Below are 19,698 nucleotides of genomic sequence, written 5' to 3'. Positions count from 1 at the left end.
GAATGTTCGCTTTGCGACCAAGGTGAAAGAAGAGCTGGAGTACATTCCCGCACAGTTGAAGGTGCTGGAATACTGGCAGGAAAAAGCCGTCTTCGAGCAGGGTGGCCAGGAGCATATTGTGGCTGCACCGCGCTCAGCCCACCCACTGGGCAAATGCATTGCGACACCGTCACTGCGGGCTTACCTGATTACCTCCAAATACGCCGACGGCCTGCCCTTGTACCGCCAGGAGCAAATGCTCAAGCGCCTGGGACACGAAGTCAGCCGAACCAGCATGGCGCACTGGATCATCCGCCTGAACGACGTGTTCAAACCGCTGATGACCCTGATGCGGGAAACCCAGAATGGCAGTAATTACCTGCAAGCTGATGAAACCCGGATCCAGGTGCTCAAGGAAATATTCCTACAGCGATGAACTCACACCTTATGCCGGGCTGATATATGACTTTGATCACCGGTTCAGTGGCTATGTCAGCTATACCGAAATTTTTCAGACTCAGAACGTACGTTCCACAAACGGCTCTCTGCTTGATCCTATCACCGGCCGCAACTATGAGCTGGGCTTGAAAGCGACGCTGGCGGATGCGCTGGACATGAACGTGGCCGTTTTCAGGAGTGAACAGGACGGCCTGGGTGAAGCCATTCCGGGTGAAACGGTGAGCGGTCGCCCGGACACCCAGGCGTATCGGGCCGCCGATGGCGCCACCGTTGAAGGGCTTGAAACCGAGCTGGTTGGGCAATTGGCGCCGGGCTGGAACCTCAATGCCAGCTTTACTCTGGCAAATCCGAAAAATGCAGATGGGGATCGCATGAATACCACACACCCTCACCGGCAAGCCAAACTGTTTACCAGCTATCAATTTACCGGTAACTGGCGTCCGCTTCGCCTTGGCGGAGGCCTGCGCTGGCAGAGTGACATCTACCGGGATACTCGAGGACCGGCAGGCACAACACGTGTTACCCAGGGCAGTTACTCCGTGATAGACCTGATGGCCCGTTACGACTTTACTCCTGATATCAGTGCTCAACTGAACCTGAACAACGTGTTAGACAAGGAGTACCACGATCAGGTCGGATTTTATAGCCAGGCCTGGTGGGGCGCACCACGCAACCTTCGCTTGTCACTGAGCTACGACTTTTAAGTGGTAACAAGCCCCTGCTGATATCTGTAGCTCATGGCCGACAGATAAGTCTGCCGTGAGCCATCGACGCAGATATGAAGTCAGCTCGTTGATAGGTGAGTAATAATGTCCTCAATGGGACAACTCAAACCCGACAATTTGAAGTCGCTCAAAAGCGTGCGACAATGGCGTTTCATCGAAATACTGATGCGCGGAACAAAGGTCGAAGTGTCCGAATTTGGTCAATCCATTCCAGACACATCTGTGCCCAAAAATGGCGTTAATCGGTGAAAACCGCTCAGGATAAGGGCTTCATGCAATCAGGTCTTCTTACTGTATCTGCTTGAACAGTCTCGAATCAGCCCCTATTATGCCGTTCAGCCCCGACCAGAATCTGTGCACTCCGGAGGCAAAGGTCATAGGTTCGAATCCTATCGGGCGCGCCATTATTTTCGAAGGCTTGCGTGAGAACGCAGGCCTTTTTTGTTTGTCTTTGCCCAAAGTGTTTCGAGCGTTTTCAAAAGCGGCGAGTCTGGCTTATTTGAACCGCACCACCAGCTCATGCAACTCAGCCGCAATTTTCTCCATCTTCTCGACACTGGCGGCCGACTGCGCCCCTTTCTCAAAATTCACCGACGCGAGCGAGGAAATGCTCTCGACCTGCTCGTTAATCTGGTCGGAGACCTGCGCCTGTTCCTCCACAGCGGTGGCCATCTGAATCGCCATTTCTGCAATGGTATTCACTGAGTCTGCAATCTGGTTCAGGGTCTTTTCCGCATCCAGCATACGGTCCAGCCCACTGTCTGAAGCCAGATTACCCTGTTCGGCGACCCTCACCGATTCGGACGACCTTGAGAGCAGCTTGTCGATGATCCCGTGAATCTCCCGGGTGGAATTCTGGGTCCGTTGGGCCAAGTTCCGGACCTCATCAGCCACCACCGCGAAGCCACGCCCGTGTTCCCCGGCTCTGGCAGCTTCAATCGCCGCGTTCAGAGCCAGCAGATTGGTCTGCTCGGCGATGTCTTCAATGATCTTCGCCACGTCTGCAATCTTTTCACTCTCCGTCGCCAACTCACCGACGGAGCGACTGATGCCATGAACGGTGGTTTTCAGTTCTTCAATAGACTGCCTGGTCGAGGCGATAACCTGGCTGCCCTGTTCCGCCAATACCCTGGCCCCATCGGCTTTGTCGGCGGTTCGCTGCACGTTTTCGGAGACTTCGCCGATGGTCTGCGACATTTCATGAACTGCCGCAGCCACCTGCTCGGTCTCGGCCTGCTGTTTCCGCATGGTGTCCTGGGCCTGAGAGGAGTATTCCAGACCTCTGACTGCGGCAGTCTTTACACCGGCGGCAGAATCTTCAATCCGGGTCAATACGGCGTCAAGGTGGGCTTGTTGCGCTCTGACCGCCACCTTGATGCGCCCTAACTGCAGGTCATCATCGGTGTAGCTTCGCGCTGCCAGGTTGTCTGTAAAGGTATTACCCATCATATCGGTAACCGACTGAATCAACCGGTGCCTCGCTATATTCATCCAGATCGCATAGACGAGCACACCCACCGACAGCAAAAGCTCTGACAACACTTGTTGGCCCGAGAGGAATAATCCCCCGGCTGCCATCAACAATCCCAAAAGGCACCAGGTGCTTGGCGCCACCCGATGCCAGAACGGGATCCCGGTTTTCCCTTCCCGAATCGACTTGTAGAGCCTCTCAGCCCTGGCCACATCCTCCCGGCCCGGACAAGAGCGAACGGATTCATAACCGACAACCTCGCCATTTGCGGTCACCGGTGTGACGTAAGCGCTGACCCAATAGAAGTCGCCGTTCTTGCAGCGGTTTTTCACCAGGCCCATCCACGGTCGGCCGGCCTTAAGGTGAGACCACATGTTCTCATAGGCTTTCGGAGGCATATCCGGATGACGAACGATATTGTGCGGTTGCCCGATCAACTCATCCCGGGAAAAACCGCTGACCGCCACGAAAGCGTCGTTACAGTGCAAGATCTTTCCCCGCAGATCCGTTGAGGAAATCAGTTTTTGCGATTCCGGAAACGTTCTTTCGTTCCCGGTTATGGGTAGATTCTGTCGCACGAGGTTCGTCCTTTTCAGCCTGGCCGGTTGTTGTCGGTGGGGCGGCGATTATCGCTGTCCCGTTGCCCAGTTCCAGTTTGTTTTGTAACGAACAGCCACAAGTCCCATAGGCCTCTCTCAGGCGCTCCATACCTTTTTAATCGGGGTGTGGTTTCAATGAAAAGGTTATTCAGGGAGGTGGCAATATCAGGCAGCCTGCGAGAACAATCCCTTTCCTCACAGGTTAAAGAATAGACGATTTCGGAATTTCTGCGCGACAGCAGCAAAAAATATGTAGCCACTCGCACCAAAAAAGCAGTTTGGCCGCAGAGCGTCGCAGTTCGACCTTAAAATCAGGCTACGCGGAAACCCTTGGCCACCAGATACACCTCCCGGGATCTGGCCCGGGACGAATCCGGCTTGCGAATCACCACCTTATCGAAGGACTCGCGCACGGTTTTCACATACTCATCATAGCCTTCACCATGGAACACCTTGGCAACAAAACTGCCTTTGGGTTTGAGCACCTGGCAGGCCATATCCAGGGCCAGTTCCACCAGATACATGGAGGCTGCCTGGTCTGCGGCGTTTACGCCACTGATGTTGGGGGCCATATCCGAGATCACGACGTCAGCACGGGCCCCGCCCAGTATCGCCATGATCTGGTCGAAGACCTCCTGTTCGGTGAAGTCGCCCTGGATGAATTCAACGCCGGCAATCGGATCCATCGGCAAAATGTCAGACGCCACCACACGGCCCTTGTGGCCCACCAGTTTCGCCGCCACCTGGGACCAGCCGCCCGGGGCCGAACCCAGATCGACGACCAGGTCCGTGGGTTTAATCAGCCGATCCTTGTTGTTGATTTCCAGCAGTTTGTAACTGGCACGGGAACGATAGCCATCCTGTTGCGCCTGTTTTACAAAGGGGTCGTTTACGTGCTCTTCGAGCCACCGGTTACTGCTTTTCGAGCGTGCCATCGCCTGCCTTCTGTTCACTGCGGGAAAACCGGCATTGTACGCCGGCGTCAGTGACGCCGCAAAAACCAGCCACTTCCTGACAAGCCAGCCAAGCCCCCGTACAATAGCGCCTGATCACATGCCTCATTAAAACCATCATCGCCCGGCCCCGGCCGTGCCAGGCACCATGGAAAGCAGACCGTGAAACTGGACGACATCAAAAAGCTGCATCAAAAGAAATACCGCCAGTCGTTCGGACAGTTTCTGGTGGAAGGCGAGCATCTGGTACTGGAGCTGGAAAAAGCGGCGAAGCAGGTGCCCCACTGGCGCAACGCCCAACTGTATGTGACCGGCGCCTACGAGCACTGGCCCAGCCTCTGGCCCAAGCACGTCATCAGCGACCGGCAGATGGCCCAGCTTTCCGATACCAGAACGCCTCAGGGCATCCTGGCGTTGGTGCCACTGCCACCGGCTGCCCACGGAGAAAACGCCTCCCGGGAAAAAGCGCTTTACCTTCACGAGGTGCAGGATCCCGGCAATCTGGGCACCATCCTGCGCACGCTGGCCTGGTTCGGTGGCTTCCGGTGCCTCCTTAGCCCCGGCAGCGTGGATCCGTTCAATCCGAAAGTGGTGCGCGCCAGCATGGGCGCCATATTCCATGTACCGCTGGAGACCGAGGTTGCCCTGGACACGCTGGGGCAGCGATACGCCCGCATCGCCTGCCTGGACATCGGCGGCGATTCTATCACCAAGCCCGAATTCCAGGCCCAGGACTGCTACCTGTTTGGCAATGAGGCCCGCGGCGTGCCAAAGCAAGCCCTGACTGAACTTAGTGCCCACGCCTACACCATCCCCGGTGCGGCCGCTATCGAGTCGCTGAACCTGGCCTCCGCGGTCAATATGGCGGTTTATGAGCTGAACCGCGCCTGAGTCCCCCGGATTAATTCCGGCCTTTACTTGCCAGTCGCTGAACCGGTTACCTATGGTTGAACGTAATCCTGTAGGACATCATTCACTGGAAGGATCGGTTCAGCCATGGAGTTCTCCAACCCGACTGCAATTCTCGAACGCCAACATGCCATCGGTTTAACCCGCACGCCCAATCTGGCCGAGGGAGCCCCGGACACCAAACGCCAGGAAATCGCGCGTTATTTCACAGACACCTTCGACACCTACACGCGCCTGTTCGATTGCCTGGCTGATGACTCCGGCTATTACCAGAAATCTATCCCGCTCCGGCATCCGCTCATTTTCTACCTTGGCCACACCGCCACCTTTTTTGTGAACAAACTGGTGCTGGCCAAGATCCTGAAAGAACGCATCAACCCCAACATGGAATCCATCTTCGCGGTGGGTGTGGATGAAATGAGCTGGGACGACCTGAACGACGATCACTACGACTGGCCCGCTGTCCAGGAAGTACTGGACTACCGGGCACAGGTGCGCCAGACCGTGCTGGAGTTGATCGAAACCATGCCACTCTCGCTGCCAATTGACTGGGACAGTAACTGGTGGCCCATCGTGATGGGCATCGAACATGAGCGTATTCACCTTGAGACTTCCTCGGTGCTCATCCGCCAGCACGCGCTGGAACGCGTTCAACCGCAACCGGAATGGGCGCCCATCCGGGAAACCGGCGAGGCACCGGAAAACGAGTTGCTCACCGTTCCCGCTGGCAAAGTACACATCGGTAAGCCCTACGACGATGCCTTTTACGGCTGGGACAATGAGTACGGCGAGCACCAGGCCGACGTCGCCGAGTTCAAGGCCAGCCAGTACCTGGTAAGCAATCAGGAGTTCCTGGAATTTGTCGAGGCCGGCGGCTATCAGCAGGACGAATACTGGAGCGAGGAGGGCCTGGCCTGGCGAACCTTTGCCGAAGCCAAACACCCCACGTTCTGGCGCTGGCAAAATGGCTGGCAGCTGCGCCTGATGACTGAAGAGGTGGAGATGCCCTGGGACTGGCCGGTCGAGGTCAACTATCACGAGGCCAAGGCGTTCTGTGAGTGGAAACGTGAGCAAACCGGCAAACCCATCCGCCTGCCCACGGAAGACGAGTGGTATCGCCTCTGTGACGAATCCGGCGTCCGAGAAGTGGGAGAATCCCCGGCCAACGCCAACCTCCACCTGGACCATGGTGCCTCGTCGTGTCCGGTAACGCGCTTTCGCCACGGCCAGTGGTTCGATGTGGTTGGCAACGTCTGGCAGTGGACCGAAACCCCCACCTATCCGTTCGACAACTTCAAGGTGCATCCACTGTACGACGACTTCACCACACCCACGTTCGACGGCCAGCACAATCTGATCAAAGGCGGCTCCTGGATTTCCTGCGGCAACGAAGCAAGGCTGGCCTCCCGTTATGCCTTCCGTCGGCATTTCTTCCAGCATGCAGGCTTCCGCTACATCACCTCCGAGGCCGAGGCTGTTCAACCCAACGCCTACTACGAGAGCGACCGGCTACTCACTGAATACGCCGAGTTCCATTACGGCGACCGTTGGTTTGGCGTCGCCAATTTCCCGAAAACCATGGCGGCACTGGCCCTGGACGCTATGGCCGGCAAAAAGACCGGAAAAGCGCTGGATCTGGGCTGTGCCTGTGGCCGGGCAAGTTTTGAGCTGGCGCGCCAGTTTGACGAGGTTGAAGGTGTCGATTTCTCTGCCAACTTCATACGTCTGGGGGTGGAGATGGCCGAGCAGGGCGCCATCCGTTATTCACTGACCGAAGAAGGCGAACTGGTCAGCTACCACACCCGCACCCTGAAAGAACTGGATCTCGAAGATACCGCCGCCAAGGTGGCGTTCTATCAGGGCGATGCCTGCAACCTGAAGCCCCAGTATTCCGGTTATGACCTGGTATTGGCCGCCAATCTGATCGACCGCCTGTACCGGCCACGTCGTTTCCTGGAGTGCATCCACGATCGCATTAACGAAGGCGGGCTGCTGATTATTGCCTCCCCGTATACCTGGCTTGAAGAACACACCCCGAAAGAGGAATGGCTTGGCGGTTTCAAGAAGGATGGCGAAAATCACCGAACGCTAGACGGCATTCGAGAATGCCTGGGAGAGCACTTCAGGATGGTGGGCGAGCCCCGGAAAGTGCCCTTCGTGATCCGCGAGACCGAGCACAAGTTCCAGCACACACTGTCTGAAGTGACCGTGTGGGAACGCAAACCCGTCAGGAGTTGAGTGCGATGCCGGCGTTACCAGCTTCTGATCACGAGGCTGGTAGCGCCGCCAAGGCCGACAGGCCACGCTCGCAACCACCCAGATAGCCACCACCGAACAGGTTGTAGTGGTTGAGGTAGTGGTACAGGTTATAGATTTCTCGCTTGGTGGCGTAGATCTCAGTGCGCGGGTATACGCGATCGTAGGCACGATAGAACGCTGCGCCGAAACCGCCAAACATCTCGGTCATGGCAAGGTCCGCCTCCCGGTCGCCCTGATACACCGCCGGGTCAATCAGCCAGGGGCCATTACGGTCAAACATCACGTTGCCGTTCCACAGGTCGCCATGCAACAGGCTCGGATGTTCGCAATGCCGATCCAGCCAGTTGGCCAGGCTGGCACCACAGGCTTCCAGGGTGCGCTCGAACCTGGCTCGCACCCCGGCATCTGAGATCCGGCTGACCTGATACTTCAGCCGCTGCTCCAGAAAAAACCGGCCCCAGGAATCTGTCAGTGTATTGGGTTGAGGTGCCAGGCCAATGAAGTTGTCGCGGCGCCAGCCATATTGATCCCGAGCCAGCAGGTGCAACTGCGCCAGCCCCTCCCCCAACGCAGTGAGGCACTTGTCGTCGGGCGGTGCTGAGTCAATCCGCCTGAGGGTAAGTCGGTGCTGGTTCACCTCCATAACTTCCGGAATACGGAGTGCTTCAACCCCTGCCTGTTGCAACCCGTCCCGAAGAGATTCCAGACCCTCAGCTTCGCAGATCAGCGCATCGGCATAGCCCGTGGTATTGGTTTTAACGTGCATATTGACTCCTGATTAGCGCGGGTATGGATCTGTTTGCGCCATAAAACCGTAGCAGGGTTCTGCTAAGATACTTTGCATCCTACCCTCACGGAGTCCATTCCCAGTGCCCATCCGAGCTCTTTTTGCCCGCATTAGCCTCTTACTCGTGCTAGCACCCGCTTCCGCCAATGCGGAACAGTTCAACCTTGCCTGGGACAACGATCTATTCACTGGCAGCGACCGGGGCTACACCAATGGCGTGCGCCTGTCTTACCTTACCAATACAGCCGAAGACTCCGGCGGAGGCTCAGCCCGACTTGCAAGGGCGGGCAGAGATGGTCTGTCATTTCTGCCCGGCGTCGGCGACGCCGACAACAACCATGCAATGAGTGTCAGTCTGCGTCAACTCATGGTGACACCGGCAGACATTAGCCAGGAAGAGCCTCAATTCAATGATATCCCCTACGCCGGTCATCTCTCCCTGAGCAGCACCCTCTGGAGCTGGAGTGCTGACAGTATTACGGGGTACGGCGCTCACATTGGCGTGGTTGGTCCTGAAAGCGGCGCCGAAGCCAGCCAGAAATGGGTACACAAAATCACCGGGAGCGAACGCCCCAAAGGATGGGACAACCAGCTAGGGACCGACGTGGTTGGCGGATTTCAGGCGGCCCACGGGCGCAAACTGTTGCAAGCGGGGCAACGCGGCGACCTTGAACAACAGTTTTCAGCGGTAGGCTCCGGCCTGCTGTCCAGTTTTCGAACCTCCGCGACCGTTGGCGTGATCTGGCGGATGGGCAGAAACCTTCCGGCCAATTTTATACCGGATTACGCCGGCAGCTCCTCTGCCATCGCGCTACCCGGATCTTTCAGTGGCGCGAAAAGCGCCTGGTCAGTATTCATAGGTCTGGGGGCGGAATACATTGCCTATTCCTATCTGGAGGACAATTCCGGGCCCTACCGGTTCAGTGAAGGCCCCCTGCTCGGCCAGATAGGCCTGGGCGGCACCTGGCAGTGGGACAACCTGCAAGCGGCGCTGATTTTGCGGGCCACGACGGGGGAAGAACAGCGTAACCAGGATAACTTCAGCTTTGGCACGCTGTCTTTTAGCTGGGTGTTATGAGGAAGCGCCCCTGTCGGGGCGCTTTTGTCAGTACCAGAAATCAGATTCTGGTCAGGCGCAGGTAAGGACGCAATTCGTTCCAGCCCTGCGGGAACATGTCCTTGGCCTTCTCGTTGGAGATGGACGGCGGAATGATCACCTCGCCACCTTTTTTCCAGTCCGCCGGCAATGCACAGCTATTGGCATCGGCCGTCTGCAGCGCATCGATGGCACGCAGGATCTCGTCGAAGTTACGGCCCACCGCCATCGGGTAGGTCATGGTCAGACGTACTTTCTTGTCCGGATCGATAATGAACACACTGCGCACAGCGGCGGTTTCGCTCTCACCCGGATGGATCATTTCATACAGCTCAGCGATCTTGTGGTCCTCATCGGCAACGATCGGGAACTGCAGATCACAGCTCTGAGTGTCGTTTACATCATCAATCCACTTCAGATGTTCTTCGACTGAGTCAGTCGACAAACCGAGAGGCTTCACATTGCGGGCAGCAAACTCCTGCGCCAGCTGTGCCGTGCGGCCCATTTCTGTGGTGCATACCGGGGTGAAGTCAGCCGGATGGCTGAAGAAGAACACCCAGGAATCGCCGGCCCACTCGTGAAAGCTCATGGGGCCTTTGGTGGTGTCTACGTTGAAATCAGGGGCAATTTGTCCAAGACGAATCGTCATTTCATTTCTCCTGTCGGGGTTTCCACGTTTGTGGCATTGGTTAACAAAGCTTCAATGGGTTGGGTTTCATGGCCTGCGTCATGGGCCGCTTTGAGCAACATCGGGATATTGCATTGCGGGTTCCGGGCCCGGGACTGGGCCCACATGTGCACCGCCCGCCGGCCTGTGCGGCAGAATCCGAGAATGGGCGCAGGGGCCGCATCAAGTGTCTGTGCAAAGGCATCCACATCCTGTTCGGTGTATTCACCGGAGGCGACCGGCACGCAGAACCACTGCAGGCCCTGGCTGGCTGCTGCTTCCCGGAAGGCTTCTTCACCCTCGTAGCCGTCCTCGCCCGCGCGGCGATTACAGATCACGGTTCGGAAGCCCTGGCGGCGAATGTCCTCAAAGTCCTCAGGAGCGACCGCATCTGCCACGGCGAATCCTGGTTCCAGAAAATGAATCTTCATCGTTAATCTCCAGCTCAGAAGCCGTTTACCGGGACTTTCAGGTAAACCTGTCCGTTGTCTTCCGCCGGCGGCATGGCCCCGGCACGCATGTTCACCTGCACCGACGGTACGATCAGCCTCGGCATGGCGAGCGTGGCATCGCGCTCGGTTCGCATCCGCACAAATTCGGATTCGTTCATGCCCTCGCGAACATGGATGTTACGTTCGCGCTGTTCGGCTACCGTGGTTTCATGCTGGTATTCATCCCGCCCCGGCGCCTTGTAGTCATGGCACAGGAAGATCCGCGTCTCGCCGGGCAGAGCCAGTACCTTCTGCACAGACTGGTACAGGGTCTGGGCGTCACCGCCGGGGAAATCGCAGCGGGCGGTACCGGAATCCGGCGCGAACAGGGTGTCGCCAACAAAGGCCGCATCACCGATAACGTAGGTCAGGCATGCCGGCGTGTGACCAGGCGTGTGAAGGACCTCCCCCTCCAGGTTGCCAACCCGGAAGGTGTCGCCCTCCTCAAACAACTGGTCAAACTGGCTACCGTCCCGGGCAAATTCAGTGCCGGCGTTGAAGGCTTTTCCGAAGATTTCCTGAACATCCACAATCTTCGCGCCTATGCCGGTCTTGCCACCCAGGTGTTCGTGCAAGTAGGGCGCAGCGGAGAGGTGGTCGGCATGTACGTGGGTTTCAAGAATCCACTCCACCTGGAGATTGTTGTCCCGAATAAACGAGATGATCTGATCGGCTGAACGCACGTCGATCCTGCCGGCGGCGTAATCAAAATCCAGTACCGAGTCGATGATGGCACAGGCCTGGCTGTCGGGATCCTGAACGACGTAGCTGAAAGTGTTGGTCGCTTCGTCGAAGAAATGAGTGACTGATGGCGTTTGCATCGTCGTGTCCTCCTCGGGCATGGGTATCGTTAACTCACACCCTCAGTAGACCATACTTTTAGATATAACCATATACCATTAACGCATATGAAATTTGATATAGGCGATAGCTCCGGTAAATCACATATCAAAAGCTTTAATTAATTCGCTATGGATGAAGGGCGGAGGACTGAATCACAGGAGGGGGCGCCCTGTCCGGGCGCCGTTTTTCTGAACGTTGTTTCAGTGATGCTCGCGGACGACAGGGCTGGCCAGCCACTCCCGACCTTTGAGCATACCGTGCCAGTATAAGGTGGGCAGCTGCTTGGCCTTGAGCCACCAGGCAGCGCGGGTGGCTTTGGTGCCATCGTTTACCCACTGCGGGAAACTGGGCTGAAGCACACCGTTATAGCCAAATTCGGCCAGCACGATGCGGCCGTTCTCTACCGTCAACGGGCAGGAACCGTACCCGAGGTAAGCCGCAGGCAGGGGCTGATTCCGTAAACTTGCAATGAGGTTTTCCGCCACGACCGGCGCCTGCTTTCGAACGGCTGCGGCGGTTTTGGCATTACCGGTGCCGCTCACGTCGCCAAGTCCGAATATATTGGCAAAGGTTTTGTGTTGGAGCGTATCGTCCGCCAGATTCAACCAGCCACCGTCATTGGCCAGAACGGACTCGCGGATGAAACCGGGCGCCCGCTGGGGCGGCACCGCGTGCAACATATCGAAATCCAGTTCCCGATCCTGGCTGTTACCTTCAGCGTCCGTAAGCCGGAACGTGGCTTTCCGGGCGGGGCCGTTAACAGCTACCAGATTGCTCTGAAAGTTGACCTGAATACCGTATTTATCAATGTATTCCTGAAGTGCCGGGACATAAGCCGGCACACCGAACAGAACCGCTCCGGCATTATGAAACTGAATATCGAGTTGGCCAAGAACTCCGTTTCTGCGCCAATGGTCGGAAGACAGATACATCGCTTTCTGCGGCGCCCCGGCACATTTGATAGGCATGGGTGGCTGGCTGAACAGGGCCCTTCCCTTTTTCAGGGCCTGTACCGTTTGCCAGGTGTATTGCGCCATACCCTGACGGTAGTTGGACGTCACACCATTGTCCCCAAGCGCGGATTCCAGACCATCAATCGCAGACCAGTTCAGCTCCAGCCCCGGCGCCAGCACCAGTGCCTGATAGGAGATGCTCGAACCGTCCGCCAGCCTTACCTGATTCTGCTCCGGCATTACGCCCGAAACCGCCTGCTGATACCAGGAGACAAAACCCGGCATCACCTGTGACATGGGCCGGGAGGTAACCTCCGGCTGAAAAACGCCGCCACCGACCATGGTCCAGCCTGGTTGATAGTGATGGGTCGCGGATGGTTCCAGGATCGCGATATCCAGACGGCGGTCCCGTTTGTGCAGGCTGGACGCCACCGAGATACCGGCAGCGCCGCCACCAACGATAACAATGGTGTGGTGCCGGTCTGCCCCCGCCGGTTCTGTTCTGCTGTTCATGCCTCTACCCTCTTGTGTTTGTTCGCACGGCATTTCATCTTGATGTATATCAAATCCTAGCACCATTTAAGATATATCGTTATATCGATATGAAATATAGCGATGCACAAGGTCCTTCGCGGTTCATAGCGCACAAGGCGGGAATATAGAGCGGTGGGAGTGGCCTTTACACGGCCGGGATGGCTGTCGGGTCGGGGGCGGTCAGGCAAGCGAGAGGCGTTTACCTGACTGCGGCTCAGTGACTGTCCAGATCCTCATAACCGGTAATCATCGGTTTGATATGACTGGTCAGGGTTTTACCCATGGTGGTCATATAAACGTGGGCGATCACAAACACCAACATGGCAAAAGCGGCACCGGTATGAACCAGAGCGACGGTCTCCAGCTGCAGCGCGCCGGCCAGCGTCGCGGGCCAATTGTTATAGAACAGGTACAACAGGCCAGAGGCCCAGATAATCGGTGAAATTATCAGTTTGAAGAACAGGTAGGCCAGCCGCTGCAGCGGGTTGTGTTTTGCTCGTGTGGTTTTTTTGTAGGGATGGGCGGCGCCGGTAAACGTACCCACCAGATAATAATGCATAACCGCAAACAGGCCATCCCGGGTAGGAATATACTGGCGCCACTCGCCGGTGGTGAAATGCCAGAAAATGGCAAATATCCACAGCACAATCAGTGCCCAGGCGGCCAGCGTATGCACCTGCACGGCCGTACTGAAGCGCATGACGTCGTAGCTGCCATGAATGGCAAAGCCGGTGAACAGCAAGACAAAAATCAGCAGCGCCTGAGTCCAGTGCCAGAAGCGCTCAAAACGTTTGAACATCAGTACCCGGCTCATTGGTCTTTCCTCCCACTGAACACGACCCTTGCCATGGCGTGCACCAGAACACCAAACAGGGTGGCTGCCACCAGCAACCAGCCAATCCGGTCCAGCCAGACACTACCGTTGTGGCCTGGCATATAAATACCACCCAGCCCCGCCAGCCGGCTTTCAGCCTTGTGGCAACTGCCGCACTTCACCGCCTGTTCAGCGGGTGCCACCATGTGGGTGATCGGCCAGTGCATGGTGGTTTCGATAAAGCTGAACTCACCACTGTAGGGCATGCCAGACAGATCACTGGCGGCTTGCAGGGCTTTCTCCCAACTGAAATTGCTCCACAAAGAGGTATCATCGGCACCGAACACATGGGTGGCCAGCAAGGTCTGTCTCTCGGTATCAAACGGCTGCTTTCCACGCATCACCTTGAACGGCCAGATGCGGGATTCACCATTATCAGGGCTGCCTTCCACCCGGTTAATGGCCACCGGCGGATTCTCGATATCCAGCGGATCCCCGGCCAGGGTATATTTCACTGTGCCATCAAACCAGGCGTACTCCGGCACCACATTCTCGCCATGGCGGAAATCCCCTTTTTCACTGAGGTAGCTCGGGTGGCCATGGTCGTCCAGCTGTTTTATTGGCTGTCCGTTTTCATCCAGCCGACCGGCGGTGGACCAGTCCCACCAGGTCTTGGTGGGCACCCCGCCCCGGGCAAAAGCCGGGATGTGGCAGGTCTGGCAGGCGAGTTTGTCTACGTGGTCGTTCAGTTTTGGCTTGTCGTGGGGCGCAAGGCCATGGCAGGACTCGCAACTGGCCCGGGAGAAATCCGTATGGCCCGGCACATCAATGCCCAGGGTATCCCGGGCATTGGCCTGGTACCGGCTGCCGGATACCGCATGCCCCATGGTGGTGTGGCAGTCAGAACAGCCGAAATTCAGGCCCTCCGGCGACATGTGCACATCCAGTGATTTTGGTGGATTAATCAGAGACGTATCCAGATCACCGTGCTTCACGCCGTCGGCGCCGCCTCCATGGAAGTGGCAGCTACCGCAATTGGCCCGGCCACTGGCGCCCACATTCCGGGCAATGCGCTCCAGTCCGGCGGCTGGACCATTTTGCCGCTGCCCTTGGGCCATTCCCGGGGAATATAGGTGGGGTGGCCCGCCAGCGTCGGGAATTTCCAATACTCGCCTGTGGTGTCGTGGCACACCAGGCAATCCACCGCATTCTCGGCCTGCGGCGGTGGCTCACGCATATCATTCCAGCCGTAACCCACATGGCACGACGTACACCGGGGCTCGTTGGTAATGGTCATCCCGCAAAAGCTGTTGATGACCTTGCTTTTGCCCAGGGTCTGCCCGGTTTCGTCATGCTCGTAGAGCCAGGTCCAGTGAGTAGTCTGGCGAATCTGTTCACCGGCCTCGGTATGGCAGGTCAGGCAGGCCGCCGTCACGTCTTCCGCGCGGTCAAAGGGGCCCTGCAATGCCTTGAACTTGCTGTGATCTGCCGTGGTGGTCGATTTCCCGTTTACAGGCGCTATCGAGGCGGACCCATTCGCGGCAAATACCAGGCTGGCAACGAGCACCAAACATTTGAGCGAAAAAAGCATTCGCAGGGCTCTCTTGTTGTTCATATCGGCACCATCCACTCAGATGAGCATCTGAATTGAGTCTAGTTACACAGAGCGGGATTTCCCGGCGACGTGTAAAAGCATTGAGCAAAATCAATCTATCGCTCTGTGGCGTGCAGAACAGTGACATTGTCACTGAAGCCTCAATAGCCCTGGTTCTACGATTGGCATGTAAACCATCAAAACTCAGGAGTTACCCCATGACGAATGCCATCAAGACCTTTGCACTGGCGCTGTTGTTCGCGGCCCCACTGACTGCAACGGCGGAGAATCAAAAAGCGAAAGACGGCAATAGAGGAAACACCGTGGAAGAGGTTCTGGTGATTCTCTCCAGCGACTCCCTGCAAACCCAGGGTATGGCGATGGTGCTGTCCAACACTATGGCCCAGAAGGGTGCCAAGGTGAATGTGCTGCTTTGCGACGAAGCCGGCGACCTGGCTCTGAAAGCCTATAAAGCCGAGCCCCTGGCGCCGAAAAACGTCACTCCGGGGCAGATGTTGCGCGGGCTTATGAAAGCCGGTGGTGCGGTGAATGTTTGTGCGCTGTATCTACCCAACAGCGAGTACAGCAAAGACGATCTGCTTGACGGTGTCGGCGTTGCGACCCCGCCGGCCATGGCCGGCCAGATGCTGGATCGCAAGATGCGCACCTTCACTTTCTGAGGCCGGACATAGTTCCGGTGTTTTTCATGCGCCAGCCTCTATCGGGCTGGCGCTTTTGGTTACAAGCAAACAACGAGGTATCCGATGGCGCATAGCGACGTTTCACGGCTACAGAACTTCCCGGTTTCCTGGTTTGCCACAGTCATGGGGCTTGCCGGTTTGACCATTGCCCTGCACCGGGCAGAGGCGATACTCGGGTGGAGCATTCACCCAAGCCCTGCACTTCTGGCATTGACCGTGGCCGTGTTCGCCACGCTGGCCGGCCTCTACCTGTTAAAACTGGCCAGACACCCCGCCAGTGTCAAAGCTGAACTGAGCCATCCGGTCAAACTCAACTTTTTTCCGACCATTTCGATTGGCCTGATACTGATCAGCATTGCCCTTCTGCCTCATTATCCGGGCTTGTCACAGATTGTCTGGACCGCCGGCACTGTGCTGCATTTCGGCTTCACGCTGTATGTGCTGTCGATCTGGATCCATCACACCCATTTCGAGATTAACCATATGAACCCGGCCTGGTTCATCCCGATTGTGGGCAACATCCTGGTACCCGTCGCCGGAGTGCATCACGCGTCGGTGGAAATTTCCTGGTTCTTTTTCAGCATCGGGCTGCTGTTCTGGCTGGTGCTGCTGACCATTATTTTTAATCGAATGTTCTTCCATCAACCGCTACCGGGAAAGCTGCTGCCTACACTGTTTATCCTGATAGCACCACCCGGCGTCGGAATGGTGTCCTGGTTACAGCTGAACGGAGAAGAAGTGGACGCCTTCGCCCGGATTCTCTACTACAGCGCACTGTTCCTTACCCTGATGCTGTTTACCCAGACATCCCGATTCATCAAAGTCCCGTTCGCCCTGTCTTGGTGGGCCTATTCATTCCCCATGGCAGCAATCACCATTGCCACACTGTTGATGCATCAAAGCCTGGGGCTGGTCTTCCTGAAATGGTTGGGGCTGATCTTGCTGATAGTGCTTTGCCTGCTGATTACCGGGCTGGTGATCAGAACCGCAGTTGCGGTGCGGCGGCGGGAAATCTGCGTGGAGGAGTGAAACCGGGCAGTGACGCCCGCCCAATGCAGGCGGGCGTCGTCGCTATCATGGACGATAGATTTTCTCGGGGTTGGCCTTGGTCGACCAGGGCAGGCCGGAATTCTGCCAGCCGTTCTGCACACGGAATCCCTTCTTTTCGCCTTCCTTCACGGTACTGCCCTGGAAGCCGTTGTCGATGTACTTCACGTTGGTAAAGCCCCGCTCCAGCAGATAATCAGCACTGGGCTTGCCGCGGGCGGAACCGGAGCGGCACATGGTGATGATCAGGGAATCCCGCGTCAGTCCCTTTTCCTTCAGCGCGGCATCAACCTGGGCAACAAAATCCTCGTTGATGTCCATGGCGAAGACACCTTTCTCATCGTTCCAGCGCGAACGATCCACCAGCTGGAACGGAATGTTTCGGTCCACAGCATCGGTAAAGCCGATGAACATGATTTCCACCGGATCCCGGACATCAATGAACAGCAGATTGTCACCTTGCTCCTGAACCGTGTCCCAGGTCTGCTCCGGAGTCACAGACAGTGCCTCTTCCGCTTGGGCTGACATCGCAACCGTCAAAAAGAAAAGCACAGACACAACAATCGGTTTCATAACGCGTACTCCTGCCTACTTTTAAATTTCTTCTGAGCATAACTTTATAACCTAAATAAAAGCGGGAGAGCACGGCTTTTCTGCGCGACGAAATGCCGCAGAAAGATCCACAAATTGCAGACCGGAACCAAACTTGATGAACATCAAGTTCAGAACCAACTCTCGCGTTTTTGCGATGAACCACGCTGCCACTCTGTTACGTTGGAACCAGATGGATACCGAGTTGTTCTCAAAGGAGAAAGCGACATGATCAAGCATCCACTGGCAAAAGCACTCACCCTGAGCCTGGGCGTGGCAGCAGGTTCCGCCATGGCGGACAACCTGATGGAACGGGCCAACAGCATGTTCGAGCCCATTCCAAAATACCCACCGGTGATTGATGGCAATGAACTCACCCAGGCCAAGGTTGAACTGGGCAAGATGTTGTTCTTTGAACCCCGCCTGTCTTCCAGCCACCTGATCAGCTGCAACACCTGCCACAACGTGGGGCTGGGCGGTGATGACGAGCTGCCTACCTCTATCGGCCATGGCTGGCAGAAGGGTCCCCGGAACTCGCCGACGGTGTTCAACGCCGTATTTAACGCAGCCCAGTTCTGGGATGGCCGTGCCGCCGACCTGGCCGAACAGGCCAAAGGGCCGGTACAGGCGGGGGTCGAGATGAGCAGTACGCCGGACCGGGTGGTGGCTACCCTGAAGAGTATGCCGGAGTACATTGAGCGCTTTGAGGACGCATTCCCGGGCCAGGAAAATCCGGTCACCTTCGACAATATGGCTGTTGCCATTGAAGCCTATGAAGCAACACTGATCACCCCGGAAGCACCTTTCGACAAATATCTGCGCGGCGACACCTCCGCGCTGAACGAGAGTGAGAAAGAAGGTCTGGCGCTGTTCATGGACCGCGGCTGTACCGCCTGCCACAGTGGTGTGAACCTCGGCGGTCAGAGCTACCATCCATTCGGGCTGGTTGCCAAGCCGGGTGCCGAGATCCTGCCAGAGGGCGATAAAGGCCGCTTCTCTGTCACCGAAACCGCGTCTGACGAGTATGTGTTCCGCGCCTCTCCGCTGCGTAACATCGAGCTGACCGCGCCCTATTTCCACTCTGGCGCCGTCTGGAGCCTGGAAGAAGCCGTTGCGGTGATGGGTACGGCCCAGCTGGGTACCGAGTTGAACGACGATGAAGTGAAATCCATCGTCGCATTCCTCAAGACGCTTACCGGCAATGTTCCGGAAGTAACTTATCCGGTACTGCCACCAAGCACCGCCAATACGCCCAAGCCGGTGGACATGATCCCGTAAAGCACGGGCTCTGCATTCACCCTCGAAGGCGCGCTTTCCCGGCGCGCCTTTTTTGTCTTGCGGTCGCCATACCATCCGGACAACTACCCACCTTTGTCCGCTTGTGCGGTTGCTGATGAGCAAGCTATCGTCTGTTTTCTTTCTTAAAGACAGGCTAGAGGCTATGAATCCGACCATTGAACTTCTGAAATCCCACCGCTCTATCCGCAAGTTCAAGGACCAGCAGATCCCACGGGAGTTGTTCGAAGAGCTGATTCGTGCCGGCCAGAGTGCCGCCACCTCCAATCACGTTCAGGCCTACTCCATCATCCATGTGGTCAACCCGGAGAACCGCCGTAAGATCGCCGAACTGGCCGGCGGCCAACCCTATGTCGCCAACAGTTCCGACTTCCTGGTGTTCTGTGCCGATATGAAACGGGCGACGGAAGCCGCAGAGCGGGCCGGTGCCGAGGTGATACGAGGTATGACCGAGCAACTGCTGGTTGCCACCATCGACACCGCCCTGATGGCACAGAATGTCGCCATTGCCTCGGAATCCGAGGGTCTGGGACTGTGTTACATCGGCGGTATTCGTAACAACCCGCAGGACGTGAGCGAGATTCTGAAACTGCCGGAACATGTCTACCCGGTATTTGGCATGTGCCTCGGCTACCCCGATCAGAACCCGGAAGTTAAGCCCCGGCTGCCACTTTCCGCGATTCTGAAAGAAGACGCCTACACCGATGCCGATGACACCGCACTGGTGACCCGTTTCGACCAGACCATGAATCAGTATTACCAGGCCAGAAGCAGCAGCAACAAGGACACCACCTGGTCCGAACAGCTGAAGCCACTGTTTACCTCAAAACTGCGCCCGCACATAAAAGCATTCCTCAACGGTCGCGGCTTCGGCACTAAATAGATCGATTTTTTCGATGAATTTGCCTCAGTAAATACGATTCTTGCGGC

Annotated in this window: 19 protein-coding genes and 1 pseudogene; 9 read left to right on the top strand and 11 right to left on the bottom strand. The window is 56.9% G+C overall.

Features of this window, described 5'->3' with window-relative positions; all coding sequences use genetic code 11:
- Both Q674_RS29915 and Q674_RS29910 read left to right on the top strand, forming a co-directional pair.
- Positions 1 to 397 (top strand): annotated as a pseudogene (locus Q674_RS29915) (IS66 family transposase); the annotation flags it as partial.
- Positions 345 to 1,142, top strand: a complete 798-nt coding sequence (locus tag Q674_RS29910) for a TonB-dependent siderophore receptor (protein ID WP_199453028.1) — start codon at positions 345 to 347, stop codon at positions 1,140 to 1,142. The pseudogene Q674_RS29915 and the gene Q674_RS29910, both read left to right, overlap by 53 nt.
- A 516-nt stretch (positions 1,143 to 1,658) precedes the next feature.
- On the opposite strand, the gene Q674_RS29905 is transcribed toward Q674_RS29910, so the two are convergent.
- A complete protein-coding gene (locus Q674_RS29905) occupies positions 1,659 to 3,212 on the bottom strand; it encodes a methyl-accepting chemotaxis protein (protein WP_023008774.1) in 1,554 nt (517 codons plus the stop codon).
- 332 nt (positions 3,213 to 3,544) lie between these two features.
- The gene (gene rlmE / locus Q674_RS29900; RefSeq protein ID WP_023008773.1) at positions 3,545 to 4,168 is read right to left on the bottom strand and encodes a 23S rRNA (uridine(2552)-2'-O)-methyltransferase RlmE; all 624 of its coding nucleotides are present in this window, start codon (positions 4,166 to 4,168) and stop codon (positions 3,545 to 3,547) included.
- Positions 4,169 to 4,348: 180 nt separating this feature from the next.
- Between rlmE and Q674_RS29895 the strand changes: the two genes are divergently transcribed.
- Both Q674_RS29895 and ovoA read left to right on the top strand, forming a co-directional pair.
- Positions 4,349 to 5,077, top strand: coding sequence for a TrmH family RNA methyltransferase (locus Q674_RS29895; protein WP_023008772.1), 729 nt, complete (start codon positions 4,349 to 4,351; stop codon positions 5,075 to 5,077).
- A 105-nt stretch (positions 5,078 to 5,182) separates the two neighbouring features.
- On the top strand, positions 5,183 to 7,333 hold the full coding sequence (gene ovoA / locus Q674_RS29890) for a 5-histidylcysteine sulfoxide synthase (RefSeq protein WP_023008771.1): 2,151 nt from the start codon (positions 5,183 to 5,185) through the stop codon (positions 7,331 to 7,333).
- Positions 7,334 to 7,361: 28 nt separating this feature from the next.
- Here the strand turns inward: ovoA and Q674_RS29885 are convergent, their stop codons facing one another.
- Positions 7,362 to 8,120 carry a fructosamine kinase family protein gene (locus tag Q674_RS29885; RefSeq protein WP_023008770.1) on the bottom strand — a complete coding sequence of 253 codons (759 nt, stop codon included), beginning with the start codon at positions 8,118 to 8,120 and terminating at the stop codon, positions 7,362 to 7,364.
- A gap of 103 nt (positions 8,121 to 8,223) precedes the next feature.
- Between Q674_RS29885 and Q674_RS29880 the strand changes: the two genes are divergently transcribed.
- A complete protein-coding gene (locus Q674_RS29880) occupies positions 8,224 to 9,219 on the top strand; it encodes a lipid A deacylase LpxR family protein (protein ID WP_023008769.1) in 996 nt (331 codons plus the stop codon).
- 40 nt (positions 9,220 to 9,259) lie between these two features.
- Here Q674_RS29880 and Q674_RS29875 read toward each other — a convergent pair whose 3' ends face one another.
- The 7 genes from Q674_RS29875 to Q674_RS41440 form a co-directional block, all read right to left on the bottom strand.
- The gene (locus Q674_RS29875) at positions 9,260 to 9,886 is read right to left on the bottom strand and encodes a peroxiredoxin (RefSeq protein WP_011783934.1); all 627 of its coding nucleotides are present in this window, start codon (positions 9,884 to 9,886) and stop codon (positions 9,260 to 9,262) included.
- Positions 9,883 to 10,335, bottom strand: a complete 453-nt coding sequence (locus Q674_RS29870) for a TIGR01244 family sulfur transferase (RefSeq protein ID WP_023008768.1) — start codon at positions 10,333 to 10,335, stop codon at positions 9,883 to 9,885. Before Q674_RS29870 ends, Q674_RS29875 begins: the two co-directional genes overlap by 4 nt.
- Positions 10,336 to 10,349: 14 nt before the next feature.
- A complete protein-coding gene (locus Q674_RS29865) occupies positions 10,350 to 11,216 on the bottom strand; it encodes an MBL fold metallo-hydrolase (protein WP_023008767.1) in 867 nt (288 codons plus the stop codon).
- Positions 11,217 to 11,438: 222 nt separating this feature from the next.
- Positions 11,439 to 12,704 (bottom strand): FAD/NAD(P)-binding oxidoreductase, encoded by a 1,266-nt coding sequence (locus Q674_RS29860; RefSeq protein WP_023008766.1) that lies wholly within the window; start codon positions 12,702 to 12,704, stop codon positions 11,439 to 11,441.
- A gap of 235 nt (positions 12,705 to 12,939) precedes the next feature.
- On the bottom strand, positions 12,940 to 13,539 hold the full coding sequence (locus Q674_RS29855) for a cytochrome b/b6 domain-containing protein (RefSeq protein ID WP_023008765.1): 600 nt from the start codon (positions 13,537 to 13,539) through the stop codon (positions 12,940 to 12,942).
- The gene (locus Q674_RS29850) at positions 13,536 to 14,597 is read right to left on the bottom strand and encodes a tetrathionate reductase family octaheme c-type cytochrome (protein ID WP_264650073.1); all 1,062 of its coding nucleotides are present in this window, start codon (positions 14,595 to 14,597) and stop codon (positions 13,536 to 13,538) included. Before Q674_RS29850 ends, Q674_RS29855 begins: the two co-directional genes overlap by 4 nt.
- Positions 14,531 to 15,154 (bottom strand): multiheme c-type cytochrome, encoded by a 624-nt coding sequence (locus Q674_RS41440; protein ID WP_227501209.1) that lies wholly within the window; start codon positions 15,152 to 15,154, stop codon positions 14,531 to 14,533. Before Q674_RS41440 ends, Q674_RS29850 begins: the two co-directional genes overlap by 67 nt.
- A 197-nt stretch (positions 15,155 to 15,351) precedes the next feature.
- Here Q674_RS41440 and Q674_RS29845 point away from each other — a divergent pair, with 197 nt between their 5' ends.
- Positions 15,352 to 15,813 carry a DsrE family protein gene (locus Q674_RS29845; RefSeq protein ID WP_011783928.1) on the top strand — a complete coding sequence of 154 codons (462 nt, stop codon included), beginning with the start codon at positions 15,352 to 15,354 and terminating at the stop codon, positions 15,811 to 15,813.
- 84 nt (positions 15,814 to 15,897) lie between these two features.
- Positions 15,898 to 16,863, top strand: coding sequence for an SLAC1 anion channel family protein (locus tag Q674_RS29840; protein WP_011783927.1), 966 nt, complete (start codon positions 15,898 to 15,900; stop codon positions 16,861 to 16,863).
- A gap of 45 nt (positions 16,864 to 16,908) precedes the next feature.
- On the opposite strand, the gene Q674_RS29835 is transcribed toward Q674_RS29840, so the two are convergent.
- A complete protein-coding gene (locus tag Q674_RS29835; protein ID WP_023008761.1) occupies positions 16,909 to 17,454 on the bottom strand; it encodes a rhodanese-like domain-containing protein in 546 nt (181 codons plus the stop codon).
- Positions 17,455 to 17,700: 246 nt separating this feature from the next.
- Here Q674_RS29835 and Q674_RS29830 point away from each other — a divergent pair, with 246 nt between their 5' ends.
- Together Q674_RS29830 and nfsA are read left to right on the top strand one after the other, a co-directional pair.
- On the top strand, positions 17,701 to 18,750 hold the full coding sequence (locus Q674_RS29830) for a cytochrome-c peroxidase (protein WP_011783925.1): 1,050 nt from the start codon (positions 17,701 to 17,703) through the stop codon (positions 18,748 to 18,750).
- Positions 18,751 to 18,913: 163 nt separating this feature from the next.
- Positions 18,914 to 19,651: an oxygen-insensitive NADPH nitroreductase gene (gene nfsA / locus Q674_RS29825; protein ID WP_023008760.1), complete on the top strand. Its 738-nt coding sequence runs from the start codon at positions 18,914 to 18,916 to the stop codon at positions 19,649 to 19,651.
- Positions 19,652 to 19,698 lie beyond the last annotated feature (47 nt).

The organism is Marinobacter sp. EVN1 (genome assembly GCF_000475375.1).
In the GTDB taxonomy this organism is placed as follows: domain Bacteria; phylum Pseudomonadota; class Gammaproteobacteria; order Pseudomonadales; family Oleiphilaceae; genus Marinobacter; species Marinobacter nauticus.
This window is presented reverse-complemented; position numbering and strand designations above follow the sequence as displayed.